25 protein-coding genes are annotated in these 22,209 nt (G+C 53.5%); 12 read left to right on the plus strand and 13 right to left on the minus strand.

Annotation, left to right across the window (positions count from 1 at the left end; translation table 11 throughout):
• Positions 1-60 precede the first annotated feature (60 nt).
• The 7 genes from proW to ACQE3Z_RS00120 form a co-directional block, all read right to left on the minus strand.
• Positions 61-1,194, minus strand: coding sequence for a glycine betaine/L-proline ABC transporter permease ProW (proW, locus tag ACQE3Z_RS00090; protein WP_426971521.1), 1,134 nt, complete (start codon positions 1,192-1,194; stop codon positions 61-63).
• On the minus strand, positions 1,191-2,387 hold the full coding sequence (proV, locus tag ACQE3Z_RS00095; protein WP_250650693.1) for a glycine betaine/L-proline ABC transporter ATP-binding protein ProV: 1,197 nt from the start codon (positions 2,385-2,387) through the stop codon (positions 1,191-1,193). Before proV ends, proW begins: the two co-directional genes overlap by 4 nt.
• Positions 2,388-2,769: 382 nt before the next feature.
• A complete protein-coding gene (gene nrdF, locus ACQE3Z_RS00100) occupies positions 2,770-3,732 on the minus strand; it encodes a class 1b ribonucleoside-diphosphate reductase subunit beta (RefSeq protein ID WP_426971522.1) in 963 nt (320 codons plus the stop codon).
• A gap of 21 nt (positions 3,733-3,753) precedes the next feature.
• On the minus strand, positions 3,754-5,889 hold the full coding sequence (gene nrdE / locus ACQE3Z_RS00105; RefSeq protein ID WP_426971524.1) for a class 1b ribonucleoside-diphosphate reductase subunit alpha: 2,136 nt from the start codon (positions 5,887-5,889) through the stop codon (positions 3,754-3,756).
• Positions 5,862-6,266: a class Ib ribonucleoside-diphosphate reductase assembly flavoprotein NrdI gene (nrdI, locus tag ACQE3Z_RS00110; RefSeq protein ID WP_426971525.1), complete on the minus strand. Its 405-nt coding sequence runs from the start codon at positions 6,264-6,266 to the stop codon at positions 5,862-5,864. The genes nrdE and nrdI overlap by 28 nt, the downstream gene beginning before the upstream one ends.
• 4 nt (positions 6,267-6,270) lie before the next feature.
• Positions 6,271-6,513, minus strand: a complete 243-nt coding sequence (nrdH, locus tag ACQE3Z_RS00115; protein ID WP_426971527.1) for a glutaredoxin-like protein NrdH — start codon at positions 6,511-6,513, stop codon at positions 6,271-6,273.
• Between the two features lie 252 nt (positions 6,514-6,765).
• Positions 6,766-7,080, minus strand: coding sequence for a DUF883 family protein (locus tag ACQE3Z_RS00120; RefSeq protein WP_085070566.1), 315 nt, complete (start codon positions 7,078-7,080; stop codon positions 6,766-6,768).
• Between the two features lie 164 nt (positions 7,081-7,244).
• Between ACQE3Z_RS00120 and ACQE3Z_RS00125 the strand changes: the two genes are divergently transcribed.
• The 4 genes from ACQE3Z_RS00125 to ACQE3Z_RS00140 all read left to right on the plus strand — a co-directional run bounded on the left by ACQE3Z_RS00125 (position 7,245) and on the right by ACQE3Z_RS00140 (position 10,555).
• Complete coding sequence (locus ACQE3Z_RS00125) at positions 7,245-7,580, plus strand: DUF2002 family protein (protein ID WP_085070567.1); 336 nt, start codon at positions 7,245-7,247, stop codon at positions 7,578-7,580.
• A 114-nt stretch (positions 7,581-7,694) separates the two neighbouring features.
• Positions 7,695-9,104: an S-methylmethionine permease gene (gene mmuP / locus ACQE3Z_RS00130; protein ID WP_085070568.1), complete on the plus strand. Its 1,410-nt coding sequence runs from the start codon at positions 7,695-7,697 to the stop codon at positions 9,102-9,104.
• Positions 9,094-10,029 carry a homocysteine S-methyltransferase gene (mmuM, locus tag ACQE3Z_RS00135; RefSeq protein ID WP_426971528.1) on the plus strand — a complete coding sequence of 312 codons (936 nt, stop codon included), beginning with the start codon at positions 9,094-9,096 and terminating at the stop codon, positions 10,027-10,029. Before mmuP ends, mmuM begins: the two co-directional genes overlap by 11 nt.
• A 103-nt stretch (positions 10,030-10,132) precedes the next feature.
• Positions 10,133-10,555, plus strand: a complete 423-nt coding sequence (locus tag ACQE3Z_RS00140) for a hypothetical protein (RefSeq protein WP_426971529.1) — start codon at positions 10,133-10,135, stop codon at positions 10,553-10,555.
• Positions 10,556-10,607: 52 nt separating this feature from the next.
• Here ACQE3Z_RS00140 and speG read toward each other — a convergent pair whose 3' ends face one another.
• Together speG and ACQE3Z_RS00150 are read right to left on the minus strand one after the other, a co-directional pair.
• Positions 10,608-11,156 (minus strand): spermidine N1-acetyltransferase, encoded by a 549-nt coding sequence (gene speG / locus ACQE3Z_RS00145; RefSeq protein WP_085070574.1) that lies wholly within the window; start codon positions 11,154-11,156, stop codon positions 10,608-10,610.
• A gap of 89 nt (positions 11,157-11,245) precedes the next feature.
• Positions 11,246-11,425: a DUF2158 domain-containing protein gene (locus tag ACQE3Z_RS00150; protein ID WP_426971530.1), complete on the minus strand. Its 180-nt coding sequence runs from the start codon at positions 11,423-11,425 to the stop codon at positions 11,246-11,248.
• Between the two features lie 164 nt (positions 11,426-11,589).
• On the opposite strand from ACQE3Z_RS00150, the gene ACQE3Z_RS00155 reads away from it, so the two are divergent.
• The 6 genes from ACQE3Z_RS00155 to ACQE3Z_RS00180 all read left to right on the plus strand — a co-directional run bounded on the left by ACQE3Z_RS00155 (position 11,590) and on the right by ACQE3Z_RS00180 (position 17,285).
• A complete protein-coding gene (locus tag ACQE3Z_RS00155; protein ID WP_250650686.1) occupies positions 11,590-12,021 on the plus strand; it encodes an OsmC family protein in 432 nt (143 codons plus the stop codon).
• Between the two features lie 177 nt (positions 12,022-12,198).
• The gene (locus ACQE3Z_RS00160) at positions 12,199-12,675 is read left to right on the plus strand and encodes a DUF1456 family protein (RefSeq protein ID WP_426971531.1); all 477 of its coding nucleotides are present in this window, start codon (positions 12,199-12,201) and stop codon (positions 12,673-12,675) included.
• Between the two features lie 399 nt (positions 12,676-13,074).
• Entirely contained in the window at positions 13,075-15,237 is a 2,163-nt protein-coding gene (gene fhuE, locus ACQE3Z_RS00165) for a ferric-rhodotorulic acid/ferric-coprogen receptor FhuE (protein ID WP_426973018.1), read from the plus strand.
• 204 nt (positions 15,238-15,441) lie between these two features.
• The gene (locus tag ACQE3Z_RS00170) at positions 15,442-15,792 is read left to right on the plus strand and encodes an antibiotic biosynthesis monooxygenase family protein (protein ID WP_426971532.1); all 351 of its coding nucleotides are present in this window, start codon (positions 15,442-15,444) and stop codon (positions 15,790-15,792) included.
• The gene (locus ACQE3Z_RS00175) at positions 15,782-16,525 is read left to right on the plus strand and encodes a sulfite exporter TauE/SafE family protein (RefSeq protein WP_426971534.1); all 744 of its coding nucleotides are present in this window, start codon (positions 15,782-15,784) and stop codon (positions 16,523-16,525) included. The genes ACQE3Z_RS00170 and ACQE3Z_RS00175 overlap by 11 nt, the downstream gene beginning before the upstream one ends.
• A 43-nt stretch (positions 16,526-16,568) precedes the next feature.
• On the plus strand, positions 16,569-17,285 hold the full coding sequence (locus ACQE3Z_RS00180) for an ArsR/SmtB family transcription factor (protein WP_426971535.1): 717 nt from the start codon (positions 16,569-16,571) through the stop codon (positions 17,283-17,285).
• 40 nt (positions 17,286-17,325) lie between these two features.
• Here the strand turns inward: ACQE3Z_RS00180 and ACQE3Z_RS00185 are convergent, their stop codons facing one another.
• The 3 genes from ACQE3Z_RS00185 to ACQE3Z_RS00195 all read right to left on the minus strand — a co-directional run bounded on the left by ACQE3Z_RS00185 (position 17,326) and on the right by ACQE3Z_RS00195 (position 19,912).
• Positions 17,326-18,063: a CDP-diacylglycerol diphosphatase gene (locus ACQE3Z_RS00185; protein ID WP_426971536.1), complete on the minus strand. Its 738-nt coding sequence runs from the start codon at positions 18,061-18,063 to the stop codon at positions 17,326-17,328.
• A gap of 373 nt (positions 18,064-18,436) precedes the next feature.
• Positions 18,437-19,042: a TetR/AcrR family transcriptional regulator gene (locus tag ACQE3Z_RS00190; protein ID WP_426971537.1), complete on the minus strand. Its 606-nt coding sequence runs from the start codon at positions 19,040-19,042 to the stop codon at positions 18,437-18,439.
• Between the two features lie 114 nt (positions 19,043-19,156).
• Positions 19,157-19,912, minus strand: coding sequence for a DeoR/GlpR family DNA-binding transcription regulator (locus ACQE3Z_RS00195; protein WP_426971538.1), 756 nt, complete (start codon positions 19,910-19,912; stop codon positions 19,157-19,159).
• Positions 19,913-19,999: 87 nt separating this feature from the next.
• Here ACQE3Z_RS00195 and ACQE3Z_RS00200 point away from each other — a divergent pair, with 87 nt between their 5' ends.
• Together ACQE3Z_RS00200 and ACQE3Z_RS00205 are read left to right on the plus strand one after the other, a co-directional pair.
• Positions 20,000-20,584 carry an NUDIX domain-containing protein gene (locus ACQE3Z_RS00200; protein ID WP_426971539.1) on the plus strand — a complete coding sequence of 195 codons (585 nt, stop codon included), beginning with the start codon at positions 20,000-20,002 and terminating at the stop codon, positions 20,582-20,584.
• 7 nt (positions 20,585-20,591) lie between these two features.
• Complete coding sequence (locus ACQE3Z_RS00205; protein ID WP_426971540.1) at positions 20,592-20,954, plus strand: NUDIX hydrolase; 363 nt, start codon at positions 20,592-20,594, stop codon at positions 20,952-20,954.
• Positions 20,955-21,122: 168 nt separating this feature from the next.
• Here ACQE3Z_RS00205 and ACQE3Z_RS00210 read toward each other — a convergent pair whose 3' ends face one another.
• Positions 21,123-21,944 (minus strand): alpha/beta fold hydrolase, encoded by an 822-nt coding sequence (locus ACQE3Z_RS00210; RefSeq protein ID WP_426971541.1) that lies wholly within the window; start codon positions 21,942-21,944, stop codon positions 21,123-21,125.
• Positions 21,945-22,209: the final 265 nt, after the last annotated feature.

Raw genomic sequence — 22,209 nt, forward strand, 5'->3', positions numbered from 1 at the left:
ATTCCTTATTAATTGTTATCAGGCAGTAACGTGACGGCGTACAGCGACGCCGTCAGCGCGTTACTTGATCAGGCGGGTCAGTAAACCCAGCGGACCGGTGGCGTACCAGCGTTGGTTGCCACGGCTTCGGCTGTTGCGGCCAAAGGACTGCGTCAGGCGATCGAGGATAATAGCGAGAATAACAATACCGACGCCGCCTACGGTGGCCAGCCCCATATCAAGACGGCCAATACCGCGTAACACCATCTGCCCCAGGCCGCCGACCGCTATCATCGAAGCGATAACCACCATCGACAGCGCCAGCATCAGCGTCTGATTCACGCCAGCCATGATGGTTGGCATCGCCAGCGGCAGCTGAACCTTAAACAGCATTTGCCGTGGGTTCGCGCCAAACGACTCCGCCGCCTCGATCAGATCCGCCGGTACCTGTTTAATGCCAAGAACGGTCAGACGTACAATCGGCGGCAGGGCAAAGATAATGGTCACCACCACGCCCGGCACATTGCCGATACCAAACAGCATCACAATCGGTACCAGATAGACGAAGGCGGGCGTAGTTTGCATGGCATCCAGCAGCGGGCGAATAATACGTCCGGCGCGTTCGCTGCGCGCCAGCCAGATCCCCAGCGGCAGGCCAATAACAATACAGAACAGCAGGGCGGTTAAGACCAACGCCAGCGTAACCATCGCCTGCGACCAGGCACCGATAGCACCAATCAACACCAGGGAAATCAGGGTTGCGATGCCCATGCTGACGCTGGAAAGCTGCCAGGCGATAAGCGCAAACAGCACGATTGCAACCGGCGCAGGCATGCCCAGCAGCAGTTGCTGAAAAGCGCTCAGGATATAATCTACCGGAATGCGGATCCCCTGAAACAGCGGTCGGAAATGGCTGACGATCCAGTCGATCCCATGCGTAACCCAGCTATCAAGCGGGATCAGCGTGTGATGAAAAGGATCCAGTATATTGAAGTGTTCCGCCTGCGGCGCGGGCGCGCTGTTCAGCCAGTCGCTGTTGCTGACAACGGCGTCGTGGCCTTCAGCCGCTCCGGAAGGCGAACCCCAGGCGTCGCCGCTACTGGGCTGGGCTGCGCCGTTGTCAGCAGGCGTGCCGCCCCAGGGATCGCTGGCCGTATCGGTTGCCGCTGGCTGTGATGATGCATTTTCCCACGGATTGTTGTTTGGCTGACTCATTGCTGGCTCCCCTCGCGATCTAATGCCTGTAACAGCGTGCCTTTGGAAATAACCCCGATATACTGATCTTCGTCGCCGATAATCGGCACGGCGCACGGCGCCTGCGCCACATGCGACAGCAGCTCATTCAGGGACATATCGCCAGGCACAGCGGCGGGCGCAGCAAGGAGCGCGGCGTCAATGCCTGCTCCAGCCGCCAGCGCCGCCTTCAGCGAATCGGTGGAAACCACGCCAACAAACTTTTGTTTTTCCAGCACGTAGCCATATTCCCGATCTTCATCCTGCAGCAGCTTGATTGCCGAGCGTGGACCAAAGCCGGGAGATTTGCGGATCAGCGCGCTGGCGCCGCGACGGGCAATATCTTTGGCGCTAAATACATGGCTAATATCAACGCCACGGAAAAAGGTGCGCACATAGTCATTAGCGGGATTATTTAAAATTTCATCCGGCGTTCCGACCTGCACCACTTCACCGCCCTGCATAATGGCAATGCGATCGCCAATGCGCATCGCTTCATCAAGATCATGGGAAATAAAAATAATGGTGCGCTGATGTTTCGCCTGCAGTTTTACCAGCTCATCCTGCATTTCCGTACGAATTAAGGGATCGAGCGCGGAAAAAGCCTCGTCCATTAATAAAATATCAGGATTAATCGCCAGCGCGCGTGCTAATCCAACGCGCTGTCGCATACCGCCAGATAATTCATCGGGCCAGGCATGCGCATAATTTTCCAGACCGACCTGACGCAGCGCTTCCAGCGCTTTTTCCTGACGCTCCTGCTGTGGAACGCCCGCTAATTCCATACCAAAGGCGGTGTTATTCAGCACATTCATATGCGGCATCAGGGCGAATGACTGAAATACCATACTGATTTTATTCCGTCGTACTTCACGCAGCTCACTGTCAGATATTTTGGCAATATCGACTCCGTCAATGATTACCTGGCCGCGTGTCGGCTCTATCAGACGATTGAGAAGGCGAACCATAGTGGATTTTCCTGAACCGGAAAGCCCCATGATGACAAATATCTCGCCTTCTTCAATGGCCAGACTGGCATTCTTAACGCCTAAAGAGAGTCCGGTTTTTTCCAGTAACGCTTCTTTACTGATGCCCTTATCAATATATTTAAAAGCACGCTCGGGATTCTCGCCGAATACTTTATAAAGATTCTTTGCTTCTAATTTAACTGCCATGCAATTTGAATATCCTGGTTGGTTAATTATTTTCGCTAATACTTGTCCTGGTGAAATTAAAGCGGCCTATACCCTAACATACTTAGAATCTCAGGCAACCCTTTGCGCGGCGCTGAGTGTCATGCTTTGAGATGCGGATCTCGCGTCAGGTCAGAAGGGTCAGGGGCTACGGGGAAATAATTGCAGGCTAAAAAAAGATGAAATAAGTGAGCAGGGGCGCGCGGTTTTGCCATTATTTTCTGCTGGATGCCGGTGATAAATTACAGGCGAAGAAATGGAAAATAGCCATTATTTATAGCGAAAGTTCGCAGAGAAATAACCGTTATTTTAATGGCTGACGCGTTAGAGAGGAAAAGGGCGCGGAGGTGCGCCCAAACGTTATTTAAAAGTCCCAGTCTTCATCTTCGGTATCCACCGCTTTGCCCATTACATATGAGGAGCCGGAGCCGGAAAAGAAATCGTGATTCTCATCAGCATTTGGTGACAGCGCGCTTAAAATCGCCGGGTTAACCTGGGTCATTTCTGCCGGGAACAGCGCCTCATAACCCAAATTCATTAGCGCCTTATTGGCGTTATAGTGCAGGAAGGCTTTGACCTCCTCCAGCCACGGCGTTTCGCCATATAACGCCTCGGTGTACGCCATCTCGTTGTCATACAGCGCCATCAGCAGCTCAACGGCAAACTGCTGCAGCGCATCACGACGCACCGGATCGGCTTTTTCCAGTGCTTTCTGATATTTATAGCCTATATAGTAGCCATGCACCGCTTCATCACGAATAATCAGGCGGATAAGGTCGGCGGTATTCGTAAGCTTGCCACGGCTTGACCAGTACATCGGCAGCCAGAAACCGGAATAGAAAAGAAACGACTCAAGAAAGACGCTGGCGATCTTCTTTTTCAGCGGATCGTCGGCGCAGTAGTGCTGGTGGATCAGATCGGCTTTATTCTGCAACGGGCCGCAGCTTTCGCTCCAGCTATAGGCAGCATCCACTTCGTTAACCGGACAAAGCGTAGAGAAAATCGAGCTGTAAGAGCGCGCATGTACCGCTTCCATAAAGCTGATATTGGACATCACCGCCTCTTCGTGCGGCGTTAGCGCATCAACCATCAGCGCAGGTGCGCCGACGCTGTTTTGCAAGGTGTCCAGTAGCGTCAGGCCGGTAAAAACGCGGATCGTCAGCTGCTGCTCTGTTTTGCTCAGGCTATTCCATGCCGGTAAGTCGTTAGAAAGCGGCACCTTCTCCGGCAGCCAGAAATTGGTGGTCAGGCGGTTCCAGACCTCCAAATCTTTCTCATCGTCGATGCGGTTCCAGTTTATCGCCTGGATGCGCTTAAGGTTTTGCATAACTCGATCCATCAATTCAGTTTATAGCGAGCAGGAAACGCAACCCTGCACCTCAGTGCCTTCCAGCGCCATCTGCCGCAGGCGAATGTAATAAAGGGTTTTGATCCCTTTCTTCCATGCGTAGATCTGAGCGCGGTTAATATCGCGCGTGGTGACGTTATCGCGGAAGAACAGCGTCAGCGACAGCCCCTGATCGACATGGCGGGTCGCTTCCGCATAGGTATCGATAATCGCCTCCGGGCCAATCTCATACGCATCCTGCCATTGCGCGAAATTCTCATTGGTCAGGAAGGGAGCCGGATAGTAAACGCGTCCGGTCTTGCCCTCCTTACGGATTTCGATGCGCGAGACGATAGGATGAATGCTCGACGTGGCGTGATTGATATAAGAGATCGATCCGGTTGGCGGGATCGCCTGCAGATTTTGGTTGTAGAGGCCGTCGCGCATCACCGCTTCCCGCAATGCTATCCAGTCCGCCTGGGTCGGCAGGGCGATGCCTGCCCCGGCAAACAGTTGGGCAATGCGCCCGGTACGTGGTAGCCAGGCCAGCTCAATGTAGCGGGTAAAATAGTCGCCGCTGGCGTAGCGCGACTGTTCAAAACCGGCAAAGCGCTGCTTTCTCTCTCGCGCCAGCTGGTTTGACGTGCGCAGCGCATGGTAAGTGATGCAGTAAAAATAGAGGTTGGTAAAATCCAGCGCCTCCGGCGAACCGTAAGCGATCCCTTCCCGCGCCAGATAACCGTGCAGGTTCATCTGTCCAAGGCCAATGGCATGTGATTGCGCGTTGCCATGCTCTATTGAAGGCACCGAGTGAATATGGCTCATATCGGATACGGCGCTCAGGCCGCGCACCGCGATCTCAACGGTACGCGCCAGATTGCCGGAATCCATCGCGTGGGCAATATTCAATGAGCCGAGATTACAGGAGATATCCTTCCCGATATGGCGATAGCTGAGATCGTCATGGTAGCTGGAAGAGCTATTCACCTGCAGGATCTCCGAGCAGAGATTGCTCATATTGATGCGGCCCTGCACCGGGTTGGCGCGGTTAACCGTATCCTCGAACATCAGATAGGGATAACCCGATTCGAACTGGATCTCCGCCAGCGTCTGGAAGAACTCGCGCGCATCGATAAAGGTTTTACGGATACGCTCGTCCGCCAGCATCTCATCATATTTTTCGCTGACGCTGATGTCGGCAAACGCCTGGCCATACAGGCGCTCTACGTCATACGGCGAGAAAAGGGCCATGGGCTGATTCTCTTTCGCCAGACGGAAAGTAACATCCGGGATCACCACGCCGAGCGACAACGTTTTGATACGGATTTTCTCATCCGCATTTTCCCGTTTGGTATCAAGAAAGCGCAAAATATCGGGATGATGGGCATGCAGATAAACTGCGCCTGCACCCTGGCGCGCCCCAAGCTGATTGGCGTAGGAAAAGGCGTCTTCCAGCATTTTCATTACCGGGATCACGCCGGAAGACTGATTTTCAATACGCTTAATCGGTGCGCCCGCTTCACGCAGGTTAGAGAGCAGGAAGGCCACACCGCCGCCGCGTTTTGACAGCTGCAGCGCGGAATTTACCGCGCGACCAATCGACTCCATATTGTCTTCGATACGCAATAAAAAGCAGGAGACCAGCTCGCCGCGCTGCTGCTTGCCGCAGTTAAGAAACGTTGGCGTTGCCGGCTGGAAGCGGCCGGAAAGCATCTCTTCCATCAGCGCCGTGGCTAATTTGCTGTCGCCCTGCGCCAGCGTCAGCGCCACCATACAGACGCGGTCGGGAAAATCTTCGAGGTAGCGTTTGCCGTCGAACGTCTTGAGCGCATAGCTGGTAAAAAATTTCCAGGCGCCTAAAAAGGTGTCAAAGCGAAAACCCCAACCCGCCGCCCGCTCAAACAGCTGGCAGACAAATTCAAAGGGATAAGCGTTCAACACGTCCGCTTCGTAGTAGCCTTCCGCTACCAGATACTGCAGCCGCGCCGTGAGCGAGTCGAAAGACACGCTGTTGGGGATCACCTGCTGCAGCCAGAACTGGCGCGCCGCCTCACGATCTTTATCAAACTGGATATTCCCCTGCTCATCATAAAGATTGAGCATGGCGTTCAGCGCATGATAATCGGGCGCTAGCTGTGGGCTGTCTGTTGTTGCCAAAATTGGGTCACTCCCGCTTTAACGTTGGCGATATCGTCAGGGGTTCCCATTAGCTCGAAGCGGTAAAGGTAGGGAACCTGACATTTTTGCGCAATGATGTCGCCAGCCAGGCAAAAGCCTGCGCCGAAGTTGCGGTTGCCTGCGGCAATCACGCCGCGCAACAGCCGACGATTGGCTGCATCATTAAGAAACTGAATAACCTGAGCGGGTACCGCGCCGCGCACGCTACCACCGCCGTAGCTGGGTACCACCAGAATAAAAGGCCGATCTACCTGCAGGCGTTGCGCTTTATCTAACGGAATGCGGCGCGACGGCAGGCCGAGCCGGGTAACGAACCGGTGGGTGTTTTCCGACTGGCTGGAGAAGTAGACCAGCATGCGATCACCCCAGCGCCCGCTGCGGCTGCGCCAGACGCATCAACTTATCGGGGCGGAAACCGCTCCAGTGTTCACCATCGACCATCACAACCGGTAGCTGACGGTAGCCCAACGCCTTCAGGTTCTCGATAGCGTCAGGCTCGTCGTCCAGATTAATCAACTGCCAGGTCAATCCCAGTTTATCCATCATGTTTTTGGTGGCGGTGCACTGCATACAGTTGTTTTTAGTGTAAATAGTAATGAGCATGATTCGTATTTCCTTTAGGCGTCCTGAAACCCTGTGCTACATTATGCGCCACACGACACGCCTGCCACGTGGTGATTACAAGGTGTTGTGTGTTCTTGATGATTTTAATACTAGATGTAGCGTTTTTGATTTTCAACCATGGAGATTTCAGGCCTAACGGCAAATCATGGCGCAGGGCGCGCCAGCGCTGGAAAAAATTTTCAGACAAAAAAATCCCCGCACGTGGCGGGGAGAGAATGCAGAGCGGGGTGATTAGCGACGAGAAGCCAGCAGCGCGCCGATAAAGATACCGATAGCAGCACCAACGCCTGCGCCGTGCCAGGGTTTATCATGAATCCAGGTATCAACCTGCTGGCCTGCGTCGCGCGCAGCCTGACGTACGCGGCTACGCCCATGAATTTTAGCGCGGGTCTCTTTCAGCAGCGCTTCTGCTTTGCTGCGCGCTTCCTCAATATCCTCTTTGGTTTTGCTGCCGTAGGATTTGAGTAAATCGTCCAGCGCATCCGCCAGTACAGAAACGTCCTGATGCACGTCTAATTCGTCATTTTTTACCGTTTGTTTAGACATTTTTCCTCTCCCTTTGCTGAATAACGTAATACTTAGTGTAGACCATTCCCTGTAAGCGCAGCGCTAAAGGTCTCCGGCAGCGGACTTTCTGGATAATTCTGAATGTCCCTGGCTGCTGCGCTGATGTAAGGTTGCGAAGCTTTATAAGATTGAGAGGATCAAGCATGTATTTACGACCAGATGAGGTGGCACGCGTTCTGGAAAAAGCTGGCTTTGAAATGGATACCGTGACGCCGAAAACCTATGGCTACCGCCGTGGCGAAAACTATGTTTACGTCAACCGCGAAGCGCGCCTGGGGCGAACCGCACTGGTCATTCATCCGACGCTGAAAGAAAAAAGCCTGAATTATGCGGACCCGGCGTCAGATATCAAGACCTGCGATCACTACACGCGCTTCCCGATGTACCTTGTGGGTGATACTCAGGATCACTACGGCATTCCGCACGGTTTTAGCTCGCGCGCCGCGCTGGAACGCTATTTACAGAGTATGTTCGATTAACGTCTTTCCCACAGGGCGTTAAGCTATCGCGTTTGCTACGTTGCATTCTGCTGCATGGACAGGTATAAACTTTGCCACATTTAGAAGTTTAGACGTCCATACGGATAAGAAACCATGCAGTCAGAACAGCCGCAAGGCGGACAATTTAAACGCAGTATGAAAGCGCGCCATTTGGTGATGCTTTCCCTGGGCGGTGTGATTGGCACCGGTCTGTTTTTCAATACCGGCTATATCATTTCCACTACCGGTGCGGCAGGAACGCTACTGGCGTACCTGATCGGTGCGCTGGTGGTCTGGCTGGTGATGCAGTCGCTGGGCGAGTTGTCGGTGGCGATGCCGGAAACCGGTGCTTTCCACGTGTATGCTTCCCGCTACCTGAGTCCTGCTACCGGTTATACCGTCGCCTGGCTCTACTGGCTGACCTGGACCGTCGCGCTGGGTTCCAGCCTGACGGCGGCCGGCTTCTGTATGCAGTACTGGTTTCCACAAACGCCGGTCTGGCTCTGGTGCCTGGTTTTTTGTCTGGCGATCTTTCTGCTGAATGTCATTTCTACCCGCTTCTTCGCTGAAGGGGAGTTCTGGTTCTCGCTGATCAAAGTGATCACCATTCTGGCATTTATTGTTCTTGGCGGCGGCGCGGTATTTGGCCTGATCCCGCTAAAAGATGGCACGCCCGCGCCGTTTTTCCATAATCTCACCGCCTCCGGCTGGCTGCCGCACGGCGCGTTGCCGATCCTGATGACCATGGTGGCGGTTAACTTCGCCTTCTCCGGCACCGAGCTGATTGGCATTGCCGCCGGTGAAACGGAAAATCCGCAAAAAGTGCTGCCGCTGGCGATTCGCACTACCGTTGCGCGGCTGATTATTTTCTTTATCGGTACCGTACTGATTCTGGCGGCGCTGATCCCGATGGAGCAGGCGGGCATCGTGAAAAGCCCGTTTGTTCTGGTGTTTGAAAAGATTGGTCTCCCCTGGGCGGCGGATATTTTTAACTTTGTTATCCTGACGGCCATCCTCTCGGCGGCTAATTCCGGCCTCTATGCCTCAGGGCGCATGCTGTGGTCATTGTCTAATGAAGGCACGCTGCCGCGCTGTTTTTCGCGCCTGACGCGGCGGGGTATTCCGCTGGTAGCGATTAGCGCCAGTATGCTGGGCGGTCTGCTGGCGCTGTTCTCCAGCGTGGTGGCGGCCGATACCGTTTATGTGGCGCTTTCCGCTATCTCCGGCTTTGCCGTGGTAGCGGTCTGGCTCAGCATCTGCGCATCCCATTACGCTTTCCGGCGTCAATACCTGCGCGAAGGGCGACCGCTCTCCGGGCTGCAATTTCGCGCGCCCTGGTTTCCGCTGACGCCGATTCTGGGTTTTGCGCTCTGTCTGCTGGCCTGTGTCGGGCTGGCTTTCGATCCGGAACAGCGCATCGCGCTATGGTGTGGTTTGCCTTTTGTGGCGATCTGCTATGGTGCTTACTGGCTAACAAAACGTAACAAGCGGGAAAGCGCTAAGGAAACGGAACATGCTATTTGATCCCATTGCCGATCTTCTCCAGCGTCGCGATACGCTGATTCTGGATGGCGCGCTGGCAACGGAGCTGGAGGCGCGTGGATGCCAGCTGGCCGATGCGCTGTGGTCAGCCAAAGTGCTAATGGAAGATCCACAGTTGATTTATCAGGTGCACTACGACTATTTTGCCGCCGGGGCGCAGTGCGCCATCACCGCCAGCTATCAGGCGACGCCGCAGGGCTTTGCCGCCCGCGGCCTGAGCGAGCTACAGTCACGCGAGCTGATTATCCGCAGCGCTGAGCTGGCGTTGCGTGCGCGCAACGACTACCTGGCGCAGCAACCGCAGGCGGCACCGCTGCTGGTGGCGGGATCGGTAGGGCCTTACGGCGCTTTTCTCGCCAACGGCGCGGAATATCGCGGCGACTATGCGTTGCCGCAAGAAGAGATGATGGCGTTTCATCGCCCGCGCGTCGAGGCGTTGGCCGGTTCCGGCATCGACCTGCTGGCCTGTGAAACGCTGCCTTCTTATGCCGAGCTTGAGGCGCTGGTGACGCTGCTGGCGGAATTCCCCACCATGCCTGCCTGGTTCTCGTTTACCCTGCGCGACAGTGAACATCTGTCCGACGGTACGCCGTTAACGGCGGTGTCAGCATTACTCAATGATTGTCCGCAGGCGGTGGCGCTGGGCATTAACTGCATCGCACTGGAAAAGGTGACGCCAGCGCTCGTTACGCTGCGCCGTTTAACGTCGAAGCCGCTACTGGTTTATCCCAATTCCGGCGAGCAGTACGATGCGGTCAGCAAAAGCTGGCACAGCGCCCCTGCGGGCTGTTCGTTGCAGGATAAGATGAGTGAATGGCTGCACGCAGGCGCGCAGATTATCGGCGGCTGCTGCCGTACCACGCCGCAGGATATCGCCGCGCTGGCGCGTGGCTGCCTCCATCAATAACGCTTTTTTCCCCTTCTGGTGCCTGGAAAGGAATTCGGGCACTAAGGAAAAGTGACGCGTTGCCGATTAAACTAGTACCAAACCGTAAAATTCAGGAAAGCGTATGAAACGCCTGTTACTGGCGCTGGCGGCGGCAACGCTGCTCAGCGGCTGCGCCACTATTGTCGGCTCGGAAACGCAAAGTGTGCGAATCGATTCGATTCCGCAGGGTGCAACCTTTGTCGTACAGGATGAAACCGGACGTGCGGTGGCGGAGGGGGTGACCCCAAAAACCGTGGTGCTGGAGAAGTCTAACGGCCGCTATTTCGGTAAGAAGAGCTATCTGGTGATGATGGAGCGTCCCGGTTACGTTCCGCTAACGCTGCCGTTAAGAGAGAAGGCGAACCTGTGGTATATCCTGGGTAATATTCCGTTGGGTGGCTTCCCTGGCTGGCTGCTGGTGGATCCGTTTTACGGCGGCATGTATAACATCGTCCCCGACCAGATCCAGCCGGTGATCAACCCGGTCGGCGCACGCGCCGGCTGATAAATCGCTAACGGTTGCAGCGTGCAGGTTTAACCCGCACGCTGCTTATCTTTTACTGGGCGGTGGGTTTTACCATCGCACCGGGATGGGTTTTATGCCTCTCCAGATACTGATGCTGGAAAATACACATGCGAATAGTGTTACGGTATTCACCATTAATAAAAAATTCGTGCCGCAGTACGCCTTCGATCTCAAAGCCCAGCTTGCTGTAAATATGGATCGCCTTTTCATTCTCCTGATCAACAATCAGGTAGAGTTTATACAGGTTCAGCACAGAAAAGCCGTAGTCCATTGCCAGCTTCGCCGCCTGACTCGCCAGCCCTTTGCCCTGGTGCAGGGGATCGATAATGATCTGGAACTCGGCGCGCCGATGCACATGATTGATCTCTACCAGCTCAACCAGTCCCACTTTTTCGCCGCCGTTTTCCACCACAAAGCGGCGCTCGCTCTGATCGTGAATATGTTTGTTATAGAGATCGGACAGCTCAACAAACGCCTCGTACGGCTCCTCGAACCAGTAACGCATCACGCTGGCGTTGTTATCCAGCTGATGTACAAAGTGCAGATCCTCCCGCTCAAGCGGACGTAATTTCACGCTCATACCCACATCCTGGTAAAAAAGTTTTTTTATTTTAACGTCGCGGCACGGCGCTAAGAAGGCAGCCCGTTATCATTCAGGCTGCCGGATAGTCAGCACACGCCAAAGTCGCCATCTTCATGATAAGGATTAACTGAACTGGCTGGGATCTCGATCTCTTTTTTATCCGCATCGTCAAGGCGGGCGCACCAGAGCATTTCGCCTTCGACGCGCATTACCTGCATTTTGGGGCCGCCGGTTTTGGCCTGGACGAAATCATCTTTCTGAAACATGTTGTCCCTCCCTCATTCTTTGTTAGTTACATTTTTTCTGCCGCCCGTCAGGCCCGCTGCACGTGGGTTAGCCCTGCATGACAAGGCAATAGCGCCGCCGCCAACAGGCGATACGCAGCGGGTTAACTATACTGATAGTACATTTCAGTAAAACCGGAGGAAAAATGACGATTCATAAGAAGGGTCAGGCACACTGGGAAGGCGATCTAAAACGCGGTAAAGGCACAGTCTCTACTGAAAGCGGCGCGCTGAGCCAGCAACCGTACGGTTTTAATACCCGCTTTGAAGATCAACCGGGCACTAACCCGGAAGAGCTGATTGGCGCAGCGCATGCCGCGTGCTTCTCAATGGCGCTCTCTATGATGCTGGGTCAGGCAGGCCATACGCCGCAGAGTATTGATACCACGGCGGATGTTTCGCTGGATAAGCAGGGCGAAGGCTTTGCTATCACCAAAATTGCTCTCGACAGCCATATTAAGCTACCAGGAATTGATAACGCCGCCTTTGATGAAATCATCAATAAGGCCAAAGCGGGCTGCCCGGTTTCACAGGTGCTGAACGCCGAAATCACCCTGAACTACAAGCTGGAAAACTAATCCTTTTCCCTGGCCGCGCCTGTATCCGCAGGGCGGCTGTTTTACCCTGCCAGCCTGCACCAATCCCTGCTGTTACCCACGTTCTTTGAGAGCAAAAGCGTGTAGTTTTACTCGTCATCAGCGCAGAGATCGCTATACTGCCCGCTTTAAATGCCGCAAGGGTAAGGAATCATCGCGATGATAAATAATGACGTACTGCGTAGCCTGCGCTACATGCTAAAGCTCAACAATAATGACATGGTCGCGATCCTGGCGCTGGCCGATATGGCGATTCCCGTTGAGCAGATGGCCAGCTATATGCTGAAAGAGGAAGAAGAGGGCTTTGTTGTGTGTCCCGACGTGCTGATGAGCGGCTTCCTGAACGGCCTGATTTATCATAAGCGCGGCAAAGATGAGAGTATGACGCCGCTGAAAGTTGATCGCCGCATAAATAACAACATTATTCTTAAAAAGCTGCGCATCGCCTTCGCGTTGAAAACTGACGATATTCTGGACATTCTCACTTCTCAGCAATTCCGTATCTCTATGCCGGAAATTACCGCCATGATGCGGGCGCCGGATCACAAAAACTACCGCGAATGCGGCGATCAGTTTCTGCGTTATTTCCTGCGCGGCTTAACCGCACGCCAGCGTCCGGCTTCAGACGCCCGGTAAAAAGCGGCTCCAGCCCAGTTTCTTAAGGTTTCCCCGGTGATGATCGGGGAACAACGTTTTCCCCTCACTAAATCCGCCTCTTTACCTTTTACTGTCACTCATCCGCTTCTCTCCAGACAATTCTGTAATACGCATTTACATCCGTAATGAAAATGATTAAATTTCTCATTCTCATTGTTGGCGGTGAAATGATTTTTTACGTATCCATTGGATCCGCTAAGCCGACAGGGATTGATATTGCGCCAGACATTTACTGGCTCAGGGAAAACTGCCTTAGCGTAGGCCTTATTCAGATTGAGAAAGCGCATACGGTCGGGCAAACGGAAAAATAAAAACTCTCGAAGGTAAAAAATGCGTCTGATTTCAGTTAATACCGGGGAAATCCGCCTTAGCGGAAACATGAAAGCCAAACGGACTATCACTTCTCTGGCCGCGTTGATCGCTATCGCGCTGCACGGCCACGCGGCGTATGCGGCTGTGCAGGAAGAGACGCTGGTGGTGGATGCCGCTGCCGAAAGCGAAGATAACCCAACGCAAAACGATTACAGCGTGCCGGTCACCCAGGCGGGCACCAAAATGACCTTAACCGCGCGTGATATTCCGCAATCGGTTAGCATTGTCAGCAAACAGCGCATGCAGGATCAGCAGATGCAGTCGCTGGGCGACGTATTAAAAAGCACCACCGGCGTATCGGAGAAAGTAGCCGATCTCGATCGCAAAACTTTCTATTCACGCGGGTTTATGATTGATAACTACCTGGTTGATGACATTCCAACCGTGTTTGAAGAGCGCTGGAACCTGAACGACGCCTCTTCCGATACCGCTATGTATGACCGTATCGAAGTAGTACGCGGCGCGACCGGCCTGATGAGCGGCACCGGCAACCCGTCAGCGTCGGTGAATATGATCCGTAAGCATGCCGACAGCCGCGAGTTTGTCGGCAATGTCTCCGCCAGCTACGGCAGCTGGGACAAACAGCGCTACGTGGTTGATCTCTCTGCGCCGTTAACCGAATCAGGCAACGTACGTGGACGCGTGGTGGCCGGTTATCAGGACAGAAACAGTTATATCGATAACTACAGCAACAACAGAAAATTCATTTATGGCGTGGTGGATGCGGATCTTACCGATTCCACCACCTTATCGGTGGGTTACGATTACCAGGAAGATAATGCCGACCGCCCAACCTGGGGTGGCTTACCGCGCTGGTATAGCGATGGCAGCCTGGTCAGCTACGATCGCAGCGACAATACCGCGCCTGACTGGGCCTATCGTAATACCGAATCCCGACGCGTATTCGCCACGCTGAAACAGCGCTTCGACAACGGCTGGCAGTTCACCCTGAACGGCACCCATGCGGAAACCAAACTCGACAGCAAGATGCTCTATCTTGATGGCTTCGTTGATAAAAACAGCGGACGTTTGGTCAGCCCTTACGCGAGTTCTCCTGGCTATGACGATCTTGTCGGCGGCACCGGCTATAACACCGGTACGCGCAAAGTGCATGCGCTTGACGCTTTTACCAGCGGCCCTTATCAGCTGTTTGGCCGTCAGCATGAGCTGATGACGGGCATAAGCTACAGCCGTCAAAACAACCGCTATTACAATGCCTACGATAACCTCTCACCGGAGGAAGTCGGCGATTACAACAACTGGAACAGCGGTTTCTCTGAAACTAACTGGGGTGCGCTAAGCCTGGCGCAGGCTGATACGGTGCATCAGAAGTCAGCCTATCTGGCGACGCGCATTTCGCTGGCCGATCCGCTGAACCTGATTGTGGGCGCGCGCTATACCAAGTGGAGCACCAGCACGCTGACCCAGGAGCTGGCGAAGAATCGCGTTACGCCATATGCAGGCCTGGTGTATGACATCAATGATACCTGGTCCGCTTACGCCAGCTATACCTCGATCTTTAATCCGCAGACCAATCGCGATATTAACGGCAGCTATCTGAATCCGGTCACCGGCAAAAACTATGAAACCGGGATCAAAGCGGACTGGCTGAACAGCCGTCTGACCACCTCGCTGGCGCTGTTCCGCATTGAGCAGGATAACGTCGCGCAGACTACCAATCAGATAATCCCGAACACCGCCAACGAGCAGGCTTATTACGCCGCGCAGGGCACGGTCAGCAAAGGCATTGAGTTTGAGATTAACGGCGCGGTCACCGATAACCTGCAAATGACTTTCGGCGCAACGCGCTACGTGGCGGAAGATGGCGACGGCAAAGCCGTGAATCCGATGCTGCCGCGTACCAGCCTGAAGCTGTTTGCCGCTTACAATGTGCCAGCCTTAAGAGAGTTAACGCTGGGCGGCGGCGTTAACTGGCAGACGCATGTCTGGCAGGATGTTGCCGCGCCGCAGGGCAACGGTAACTGGCGGGCAGAGCAGGGCAGCTATGCGCTGGTGGATCTGTTTGGTCGCTACCAGTTCACCAAACAGTTCTCGGTGCAGGCGAACCTGAATAACCTGTTTGATAAATCCTACGATACCAGCGTAAGCCAGTATCAGGTTTACGGCGCGCCGCGTAACTTCTCCGTTACCGCCAACTATAACTTCTAACCCAGACTGATGGCTCCGTACAGGAGCTATCGCTTTTCTGCCGCTCCTGAGCCAGGCCGATTCTGGCTCAGGAGCGGCTATTTATCCCTTCTGTGTTGCATCTCTCTACGCTGGCGGCAGCTCAACGTGCATACTTCGTCATCCGGCGAAGCATTCGCTCCGCGCCTGCGGCAAGCTGGCGTTTTCAATCAGAAGGAGCCGACCATGTTTGCCGTGATTTTTGAAGCCGAACCTTATCCATCCCAAAGACAGCGCTATCTTGATCTGGCAGCCGATCTTAAGCCGCTGCTCATGCATATCGATGGATTCATCGCTATCGAACGTTTTCAAAGCCTGACCCGGCCAGAGAGGATCTTATCTCTCTCCTGGTGGCGGGATGAAGAGGCGATTCTCGCCTGGCGGCGTCAGGAAGAACACCGGGCGGCGCAGCAGGCGGGGCGCGTTGATATTTTCAGCCATTACCGACTGCGGGTTGCGGCTGTAATGCGTGATTATGGTAAAAACGAGCGCGGGCAGGCGCCACAGCCGGAGAAGGAACCACATAATGGAGCTTGATTTCGCCACGCTGCTGCTGGCTGGTACAACCTTTCTGTTAGCTGGTCTGGTTAAGGGCGTAACCGGTATGGGCCTGCCGACGGTAGCGATGGGCGTGCTGGGATCGTTGCTTTCTCCGGCCACTGCCGCCGCGATGCTGCTGTTACCTTCATTTGTCACCAATATTTTCCAGCTAAGCGGCGGCGGTCATTGCGGCGCGCTTATCCGGCGACTGTGGCCAATGCAGTTAGCGATCGTTAGCGCCACACTGTTGAGTTGCGGATGGCTGGCTAAAGGGCAGAGTGATTATACGCAACTGGCATTAGGCGTGGCGCTGATGGTTTATGCGCTCTGGACGCTGACCGGGCGCAGCCTTACCGTTTCGCCGCGCGGTGAATCTCTTTTTTCGCTGCCGGTGGGCATCATGACCGGTCTGTTGACCGGTGCTACCGGCGTTTTTGTTATGCCCGCCGTGCCCTGGCTACAGGCGCTGGGGCTGGAAAAAGATGAGCTGGTGCAGGCGCTGGGGATCTCTTTCACCAGTTCGACGCTGGCTCTGGCCGCCGGGCTATGGTGGCATGGGGCATTGCCCTCTGCCTCTTTGGGCATATCAGGATTAGCGGTGATCCCGGCGCTGATCGGGTTGTTTGCCGGGCAGCGTTTGCGTCGCTTTATTTCTCCGGCAGTGTTTAAACGCTATTTTTTGATTTGCCTGCTGGCGTTGGGGCTTGAGATGGTGGTTCGGATCCTCTGAAATTAATGTATCAGCTCGCGTCACGGTAAAAGGTGAAAACAATATGGCATTACGCAGCGAAAAGAGTGCGGACACGCAGGATCTCTGTCAGCCGGAAGATCTGTTGGCAGCAACGGCGGCCATTATGGCAGATAAGTCGCGCGCCCGTATGCTATGCGTATTGATGGATGGACGCGCCTGGACGGCAACGGAACTGAGCGCCGCGGCGGATATCTCCCCCTCAACGGCCAGCGCTCATCTGGCGAAACTCACCGCGCAACGGTTTGTGGTTTGCCTGGCACAGGGAAGGCATCGCTATTACCGTTTAAGCAGCGTGGCCGTGGCCGATCTGTTAGAAAGGTTGATGGAAATCTCCTGGAGCGGCCAGGCCGCGCCGCGTATTACCACGCCCGATTATCTGCGCCGTGCCCGAACCTGTTATGACCATCTGGCCGGTGAGGTGGCGGTTAACCTGTACCAGGGGCTAACCGAGCGCGGCTGGCTCACGGTAGATGGCAACAGACTCACCGGGACAGGGAATAGAGAGCTGACAACATTGGGAGTGGCGATGCCGCCCTCTGGTTTGCGCCGAAAATTCAGCTGTGCCTGCCTGGACTGGAGCGAACGCCGTTACCATCTCGGCGGGGCGCTGGGCGCTGCCTTGCTCAGCTGGTTTGAACAGCAGCGCTGGATAGAAAAGGATGTTGGCAGCCGCTGCGTACATATCACTGCCAAAGGCGCAGCGGGCTTAAAGCGGCATTTCGGCGTTAATGCTGTTTAGCGCCGCAACTGCTGAGCGTTATGCTAACCTCGCCCCACGGTTACTTGCCTGCAAGCTGGCATCCATGATCCTGAATCTCTTCCGCTGAGACCCCAGTCGTCTGGGTTCCTGCGCCAGCTAACAGGATGAAATCCCCCGGTCCCCGGTTTACCAGCGCCGCTCCCGTATACGCCAGGCTTCCTTTTTCCTGCGCCACTTTGTCTGCTATCGATTTAAAAAGATTTTTACTGCTCAGCTCATTCAGGGTTACTTTTCTGTAATAGTAAGAATAAGGCGGGATAGTTAACTTTTTATCAGACCAGTCGCTGTTTATTTTACCCGGCGCTATATTTGAAAGGATCTCATTTGCCGCGTTGGATAAACAAGATATATGAATGTGAAGCTGGTCCTGGCTGCGGGCGTTGCTGGGGTTTATGGCTAAAGAAATAAAACGTTCCTGAACAGGTTGACCAAGACGCTCTGTTAAGAAGGTTCTGGCCTGCCATGCGTCATAAAGGTAATTTTGCTGGTTATCCTGTTGTAATTTAACATCCTCAATGCCACTAATCTTATCAGTTGGCAACAGAAGGTATTGATATTTATCACTATCCACCTTGTAGATGACAATTTTTTCATTCATGTCCACCAGGCTACATGGCTGGTAAGTATCGTTATTAAGATAGCCCGGTACGCAATGCTCATTCACCTTATTCCATAAAGCATTTCTGTCAGCGTAGGCGGCATGGGCAGTGAGCAGTAACGTCATCAGCGAAATCGATAAAGATATTAAACGTTTCATTGATTATTCACCCTGTATTTACTGACGTTAAGGTGGTCAGGCGGAACTACTCGCCTGGAATAACCCACATTTAATAAATTAACAGTACGATATGGCAACTATTTTTTGATAGGGCAGGGCGGCTCATTAGCGTGATGGATTCGCTGGCTGGCGGTATTTTACCGGTGTGGCCACCGGCCCCCAGCCAGAGCCATCAGCAAAAGCGCCATGTACCAGAACCACATTTTTTACCTGCTCAGTCAAAGCGTTTTGTGCGGAGACAGAGAGAACAACACTTAATGCCAGAACCGCATCTGTACTTTAAGTAGACTGGTCGTCTTAAAAACTGACCTGAAAAAACGCCACGAAGGCGCTTTTTATCTGCCTGCCCGGGTTAAAGGGCAGGGTGAAGCAATTTCTGCGTGGCTGACAGGGCTGCATCAAACGGCTGTACATCACGCATAATTTTTACCATGACGCTGCTCCCGAGCCAGAGTTGATAGAGGCTTTGGGCCAGCTCTGCAGGATCGCCTTTTGTATCAAGCGAACCGTCAGCAAGACCTGCTTTTATCGCTCCCGCCAGATGCTGCGTAATGGCAGCAGTACCGCGCCTGAGCGATTCGCGCATCGCTTCCGATAAATCGGCAACCTCGGCACCAAGCTTGACCGCCAGACACTTTCCCTGACAATCTTCAAATGACTGGTTATTGCGCCACTGATGAAAATATTCCATTAACCGTTGCGCTGCCGTAAGGTCCTGTCGGGAAAAAAGCACGCTCATCTCCGACAAGTAGTCTTCAAAATAGTAGTCAAGCAACGCTTCACCAAAAGCTTCTTTTGAACTGAAATAGTTATAGAAAGAGCCTTTCGGGACAGAAGCCGCCGTCAGGATTTCATTCAATCCTACGGCAGAAAAACCTTTTGCGGCCATAATACGGTAGCCGGCATCAAGAATATTCTGTCGGGTTCCTGCATTTTTTTGTGCTGTGGTTTTGTTCATGAATTAACCTTAGACCTAATTAGACCGGTCGTCTAAATAAATTTTACTTTTTTATTTTTAGCAGGCGAAAAGCTGGCACGCCAGCATGAGTATCAGGCATTCCGGCGCGTTCGGTCAGGCTTTGATTACCGTAACGCCTTTCGCGATAAAGGGCGACAGCAAATGCTCTGCGGTATTCTCTTCCACCACCATGGTATTAATCAGTGAAATATCGCCGATAACCCAGGCGGAAGCACTGTTCAATTTTTCCGGCGAGGCCAGCACGATGGTTTCCGCCGCCTTCTGTGAAAACGCGCGCTTGATGCATGACTCTTCATAGTCGCCGGTACTCAGTCCGGCATCGGCATGAATGCCGGTTACGCCCATAAAGAAAATATCCGCGCGCACGTTAGCGACATTTTCAATGGCTGCCGCGCCTACGGCAACCAGCGAATGTTTAAACAGCCGCCCGCCGATCATAATGACATCAATGAGCGGATGATCCGCCAGGCCAAGCGCAATGCTGGGGCTATGGGTAACCACGGTAATTTGCAGGCTGTGCGGTAAAAAAGTAATCAGCTCGGCGGTGGTGGTACCGCCGTCAATCATCACGACCTGCCCCGGCTCAATCAGCTCCGCTCCCCTTTTCGCAATAACACGCTTCGCATCCAGCCGCAGATTTTTACGTTCGGCAAAGGTTACGGTTGCGGCGGAGGCGGGCAGTGCCCCGCCGTGAACCCGCTGTAGCAGGCCTTCGGCAGAAAGCTCGCGTAAATCACGGCGGATGGTGTCCTCTGACACATTGAAGGCTTCGCTAAGATCTTTAGAGAGCACCTGTCCCTCAGCGGCGAGTTTTTGCAGGATAAGTTGTTTACGTTGCGACGTGAGCATCTGGCCTTTTTCCTGGTTGCACGAATTAACTTGAACATGCATGTTTGTGCACGCTAATATGCCGATCTTACCGACGGAGGAGCAATTATGCCAGCTAAACATGCAGAAGTGCGCATTCTTGACAGCAAAATCTTATCGGATGACTGGTATTTACTGAAAAAATATACCTTTGAGCTACAGCGCCGTGACGGCGAGTGGCAGCGGCAAAACCGTGAGGTTTACGACCGGGGCAACGGAGCGGTGATCCTGCTTTATAACCGCAGCAGGCAAACCGTTATTTTGACGCGTCAGTTTCGTTTTCCCGTTTACGTTAACGATCATCCCGGCCTGTTGCTGGAAGCGCCAGCAGGATTACTGGATAACCTCGATCCTGAAAAGCGTATTAAAGCCGAAGCGGAAGAAGAGACCGGTTATAAAGTTGAACAGGTGCAAAAGGTATTTGAAGCCTTTATGAGTCCAGGGTCGGTCACGGAAAAACTTTATTTCTTTATCGCCGAGTATAACGCCGGGCAGCTTTCCGGCGCAGGCGGCGGCATTAAAGAGGAGGGCGAAGATATTGAAGTGATCGAAATGAATTTTCAGCAGGCAATGAAAGCAATTGATAACGGTGAAATAACAGATGCCAAAACCATTATGTTACTCCAGTATCTTGCCCTGAAGGGCATCATGTGAGGTGAATATGGCTGCAGAATTAATCCTTATTGCCGGACCGTACCGTAGCGGCACGCAGGGCGATGAAACCCTGATCGCCAGGAATCTTCATCGGCTGGAAGCGGCAGCGTTGCAGGTTTATCAACGTGGGCATGTTCCTGTTATTGGCGAGTGGCTTGCGCTTCCTTTAGCCAAAGCGGCGGGTTCAGAATATCTGGGTGATGAAATTAGTGAATCAATGCTTTATCCGGTAGCTCACCGCTTAATTGCACAATGCGATGCGATATATCGTATTGAAGGAGAGTCAAAGGGGGCGGATAAAGATATTGAAGTAGCAGAACAACGGGGCTTAAAGATCTATCGCTCCCTTGCAGAAATAGAACCGGTATAAAAACGTGCGCTGTTACCAACAGATCTCTCAGCCCTGCGCCGGGAAGGTACGTTTTTAAAAAAGCCGGTCTGTCAGGAAAGACTTTTTTACCCGGCTACCATCAGCCTCTATTTCGGATACAAACAGGTTTTTTATTTAAAGAGGATGCCACGCATCCTCTTTTTCCGCTTAGTGCGCCTGCAGGAACGCCAGCAGATCGTTGTTCAGCTGATCCTGATGCGTCACAGCAAAGCCATGCGGCCCATTCTCATAGACTTTCAGTTCGGCATTCGCGATCATTCCTGCCGCTACTTTACCGGTGGTTTCAAACGGCACCACCTGATCGTTGCTGCCGTGGATCACCAGTGTTGGCACATCAATTTTCGCCATATCTGGCCGGAAATCCGTTTCTGAGAAGGCGGTTACGCAGTCCAGCGTGCCTTTCAGCGATGCCAGCAGCGCAATATTCAATGTCTGTGTTAGCACGCCGTCTGAAACCGTTTGTCCGGCATTAATACCATAGAAAGTTGGGGAGAACTCGCTAATGAACTGGGCACGATCTTTAAGCAATGCGCCACGAATTTCGCTGAAAAGACTTAGATCAACGCCCTGCGGATAATCCTCCGCTTTCCCAAAAATTGGCGTAACCGCGCCCAGAAGCACCAGTCCCGCTACGCGTGAAGTGCCGTAACGGCTGATATAACGCGCCACATCGCCGCCGCCCATTGAGAAACCAACCAGCGTTACCTCTTGCAGATCGAGGCTGGTAATTAAATCGTTAATATCAGAGGCAAAGGTATCGTAATCGTAGCCCTGCCACGGTTGATCCGAGCGGCCAAAGCCCCGACGGTCAAAGGCAATAACGCGATAGCCGCGTTCGGCAAGAAAATTGAGCTGGCTATCCCACATATCCGCATCCAGCGGCCAACCGTGACTGAACAGTACCGGCTTACCTGTACCCCAGTCTTTGTAATAGATCCGGGTGCCATCCTGGGTTCTGAAAGTGCTCATAGCAATCCTCATTTTGGTTATTTAACAAAAACGGACTCATGATCGTTTGCCAGGCGCGACCAGGTAACGAACGACGGGCAGCTTTCGCCGCGACAAGGCAGCTGGCTTACCTTCTGAATAGAAACGGTAAAGGCATGGGCGTCAACAGAATTGATGTAATAATCATCAGTCCGGAATGGATAACCAATTGATTTTAAGTGTTTACTTTACCGGGCTGGCCGTGAATTTTCAGGAAAATGCGTGATAAACAGTGGGAGTAACGCAA

Source organism: Pantoea sp. FN0307 (assembly GCF_050113815.1).
Lineage (GTDB): Bacteria > Pseudomonadota > Gammaproteobacteria > Enterobacterales > Enterobacteriaceae > Mixta > Mixta alhagi.

Excerpts from the sequence above, each read along its gene's own strand:
- ACQE3Z_RS00160 (WP_426971531.1), top strand. The coding sequence starts at position 12,199 with ATGATAAATAATGACGTACTGCGTAGCCTGCGCTACATGCTAAAGCTC.
- nrdF (WP_426971522.1), bottom strand. The coding sequence starts at position 3,732 with ATGCAAAACCTTAAGCGCATCCAGGCGATAAACTGGAACCGCATCGAC.
- ACQE3Z_RS00140 (WP_426971529.1), top strand. The coding sequence starts at position 10,133 with ATGAAACGCCTGTTACTGGCGCTGGCGGCGGCAACGCTGCTCAGCGGC.
- proV (WP_250650693.1), bottom strand. The coding sequence starts at position 2,387 with ATGGCAGTTAAATTAGAAGCAAAGAATCTTTATAAAGTATTCGGCGAG.
- mmuP (WP_085070568.1), top strand. The coding sequence starts at position 7,695 with ATGCAGTCAGAACAGCCGCAAGGCGGACAATTTAAACGCAGTATGAAA.
- ACQE3Z_RS00125 (WP_085070567.1), top strand. The coding sequence starts at position 7,245 with ATGTATTTACGACCAGATGAGGTGGCACGCGTTCTGGAAAAAGCTGGC.
- ACQE3Z_RS00155 (WP_250650686.1), top strand. The coding sequence starts at position 11,590 with ATGACGATTCATAAGAAGGGTCAGGCACACTGGGAAGGCGATCTAAAA.
- ACQE3Z_RS00190 (WP_426971537.1), bottom strand. The coding sequence starts at position 19,042 with ATGAACAAAACCACAGCACAAAAAAATGCAGGAACCCGACAGAATATT.
- nrdH (WP_426971527.1), bottom strand. The coding sequence starts at position 6,513 with ATGCTCATTACTATTTACACTAAAAACAACTGTATGCAGTGCACCGCC.
- proW (WP_426971521.1), bottom strand. The coding sequence starts at position 1,194 with ATGAGTCAGCCAAACAACAATCCGTGGGAAAATGCATCATCACAGCCA.
- ACQE3Z_RS00185 (WP_426971536.1), bottom strand. The coding sequence starts at position 18,063 with ATGAAACGTTTAATATCTTTATCGATTTCGCTGATGACGTTACTGCTC.
- ACQE3Z_RS00150 (WP_426971530.1), bottom strand. The coding sequence starts at position 11,425 with ATGTTTCAGAAAGATGATTTCGTCCAGGCCAAAACCGGCGGCCCCAAA.
- fhuE (WP_426973018.1), top strand. The coding sequence starts at position 13,075 with ATGAAAGCCAAACGGACTATCACTTCTCTGGCCGCGTTGATCGCTATC.
- speG (WP_085070574.1), bottom strand. The coding sequence starts at position 11,156 with ATGAGCGTGAAATTACGTCCGCTTGAGCGGGAGGATCTGCACTTTGTA.
- ACQE3Z_RS00120 (WP_085070566.1), bottom strand. The coding sequence starts at position 7,080 with ATGTCTAAACAAACGGTAAAAAATGACGAATTAGACGTGCATCAGGAC.
- ACQE3Z_RS00195 (WP_426971538.1), bottom strand. The coding sequence starts at position 19,912 with ATGCTCACGTCGCAACGTAAACAACTTATCCTGCAAAAACTCGCCGCT.
- ACQE3Z_RS00210 (WP_426971541.1), bottom strand. The coding sequence starts at position 21,944 with ATGAGCACTTTCAGAACCCAGGATGGCACCCGGATCTATTACAAAGAC.
- mmuM (WP_426971528.1), top strand. The coding sequence starts at position 9,094 with ATGCTATTTGATCCCATTGCCGATCTTCTCCAGCGTCGCGATACGCTG.
- ACQE3Z_RS00205 (WP_426971540.1), top strand. The coding sequence starts at position 20,592 with ATGGCTGCAGAATTAATCCTTATTGCCGGACCGTACCGTAGCGGCACG.
- nrdI (WP_426971525.1), bottom strand. The coding sequence starts at position 6,266 with ATGCTGGTCTACTTCTCCAGCCAGTCGGAAAACACCCACCGGTTCGTT.
- ACQE3Z_RS00175 (WP_426971534.1), top strand. The coding sequence starts at position 15,782 with ATGGAGCTTGATTTCGCCACGCTGCTGCTGGCTGGTACAACCTTTCTG.
- ACQE3Z_RS00200 (WP_426971539.1), top strand. The coding sequence starts at position 20,000 with ATGCCAGCTAAACATGCAGAAGTGCGCATTCTTGACAGCAAAATCTTA.
- ACQE3Z_RS00180 (WP_426971535.1), top strand. The coding sequence starts at position 16,569 with ATGGCATTACGCAGCGAAAAGAGTGCGGACACGCAGGATCTCTGTCAG.
- ACQE3Z_RS00170 (WP_426971532.1), top strand. The coding sequence starts at position 15,442 with ATGTTTGCCGTGATTTTTGAAGCCGAACCTTATCCATCCCAAAGACAG.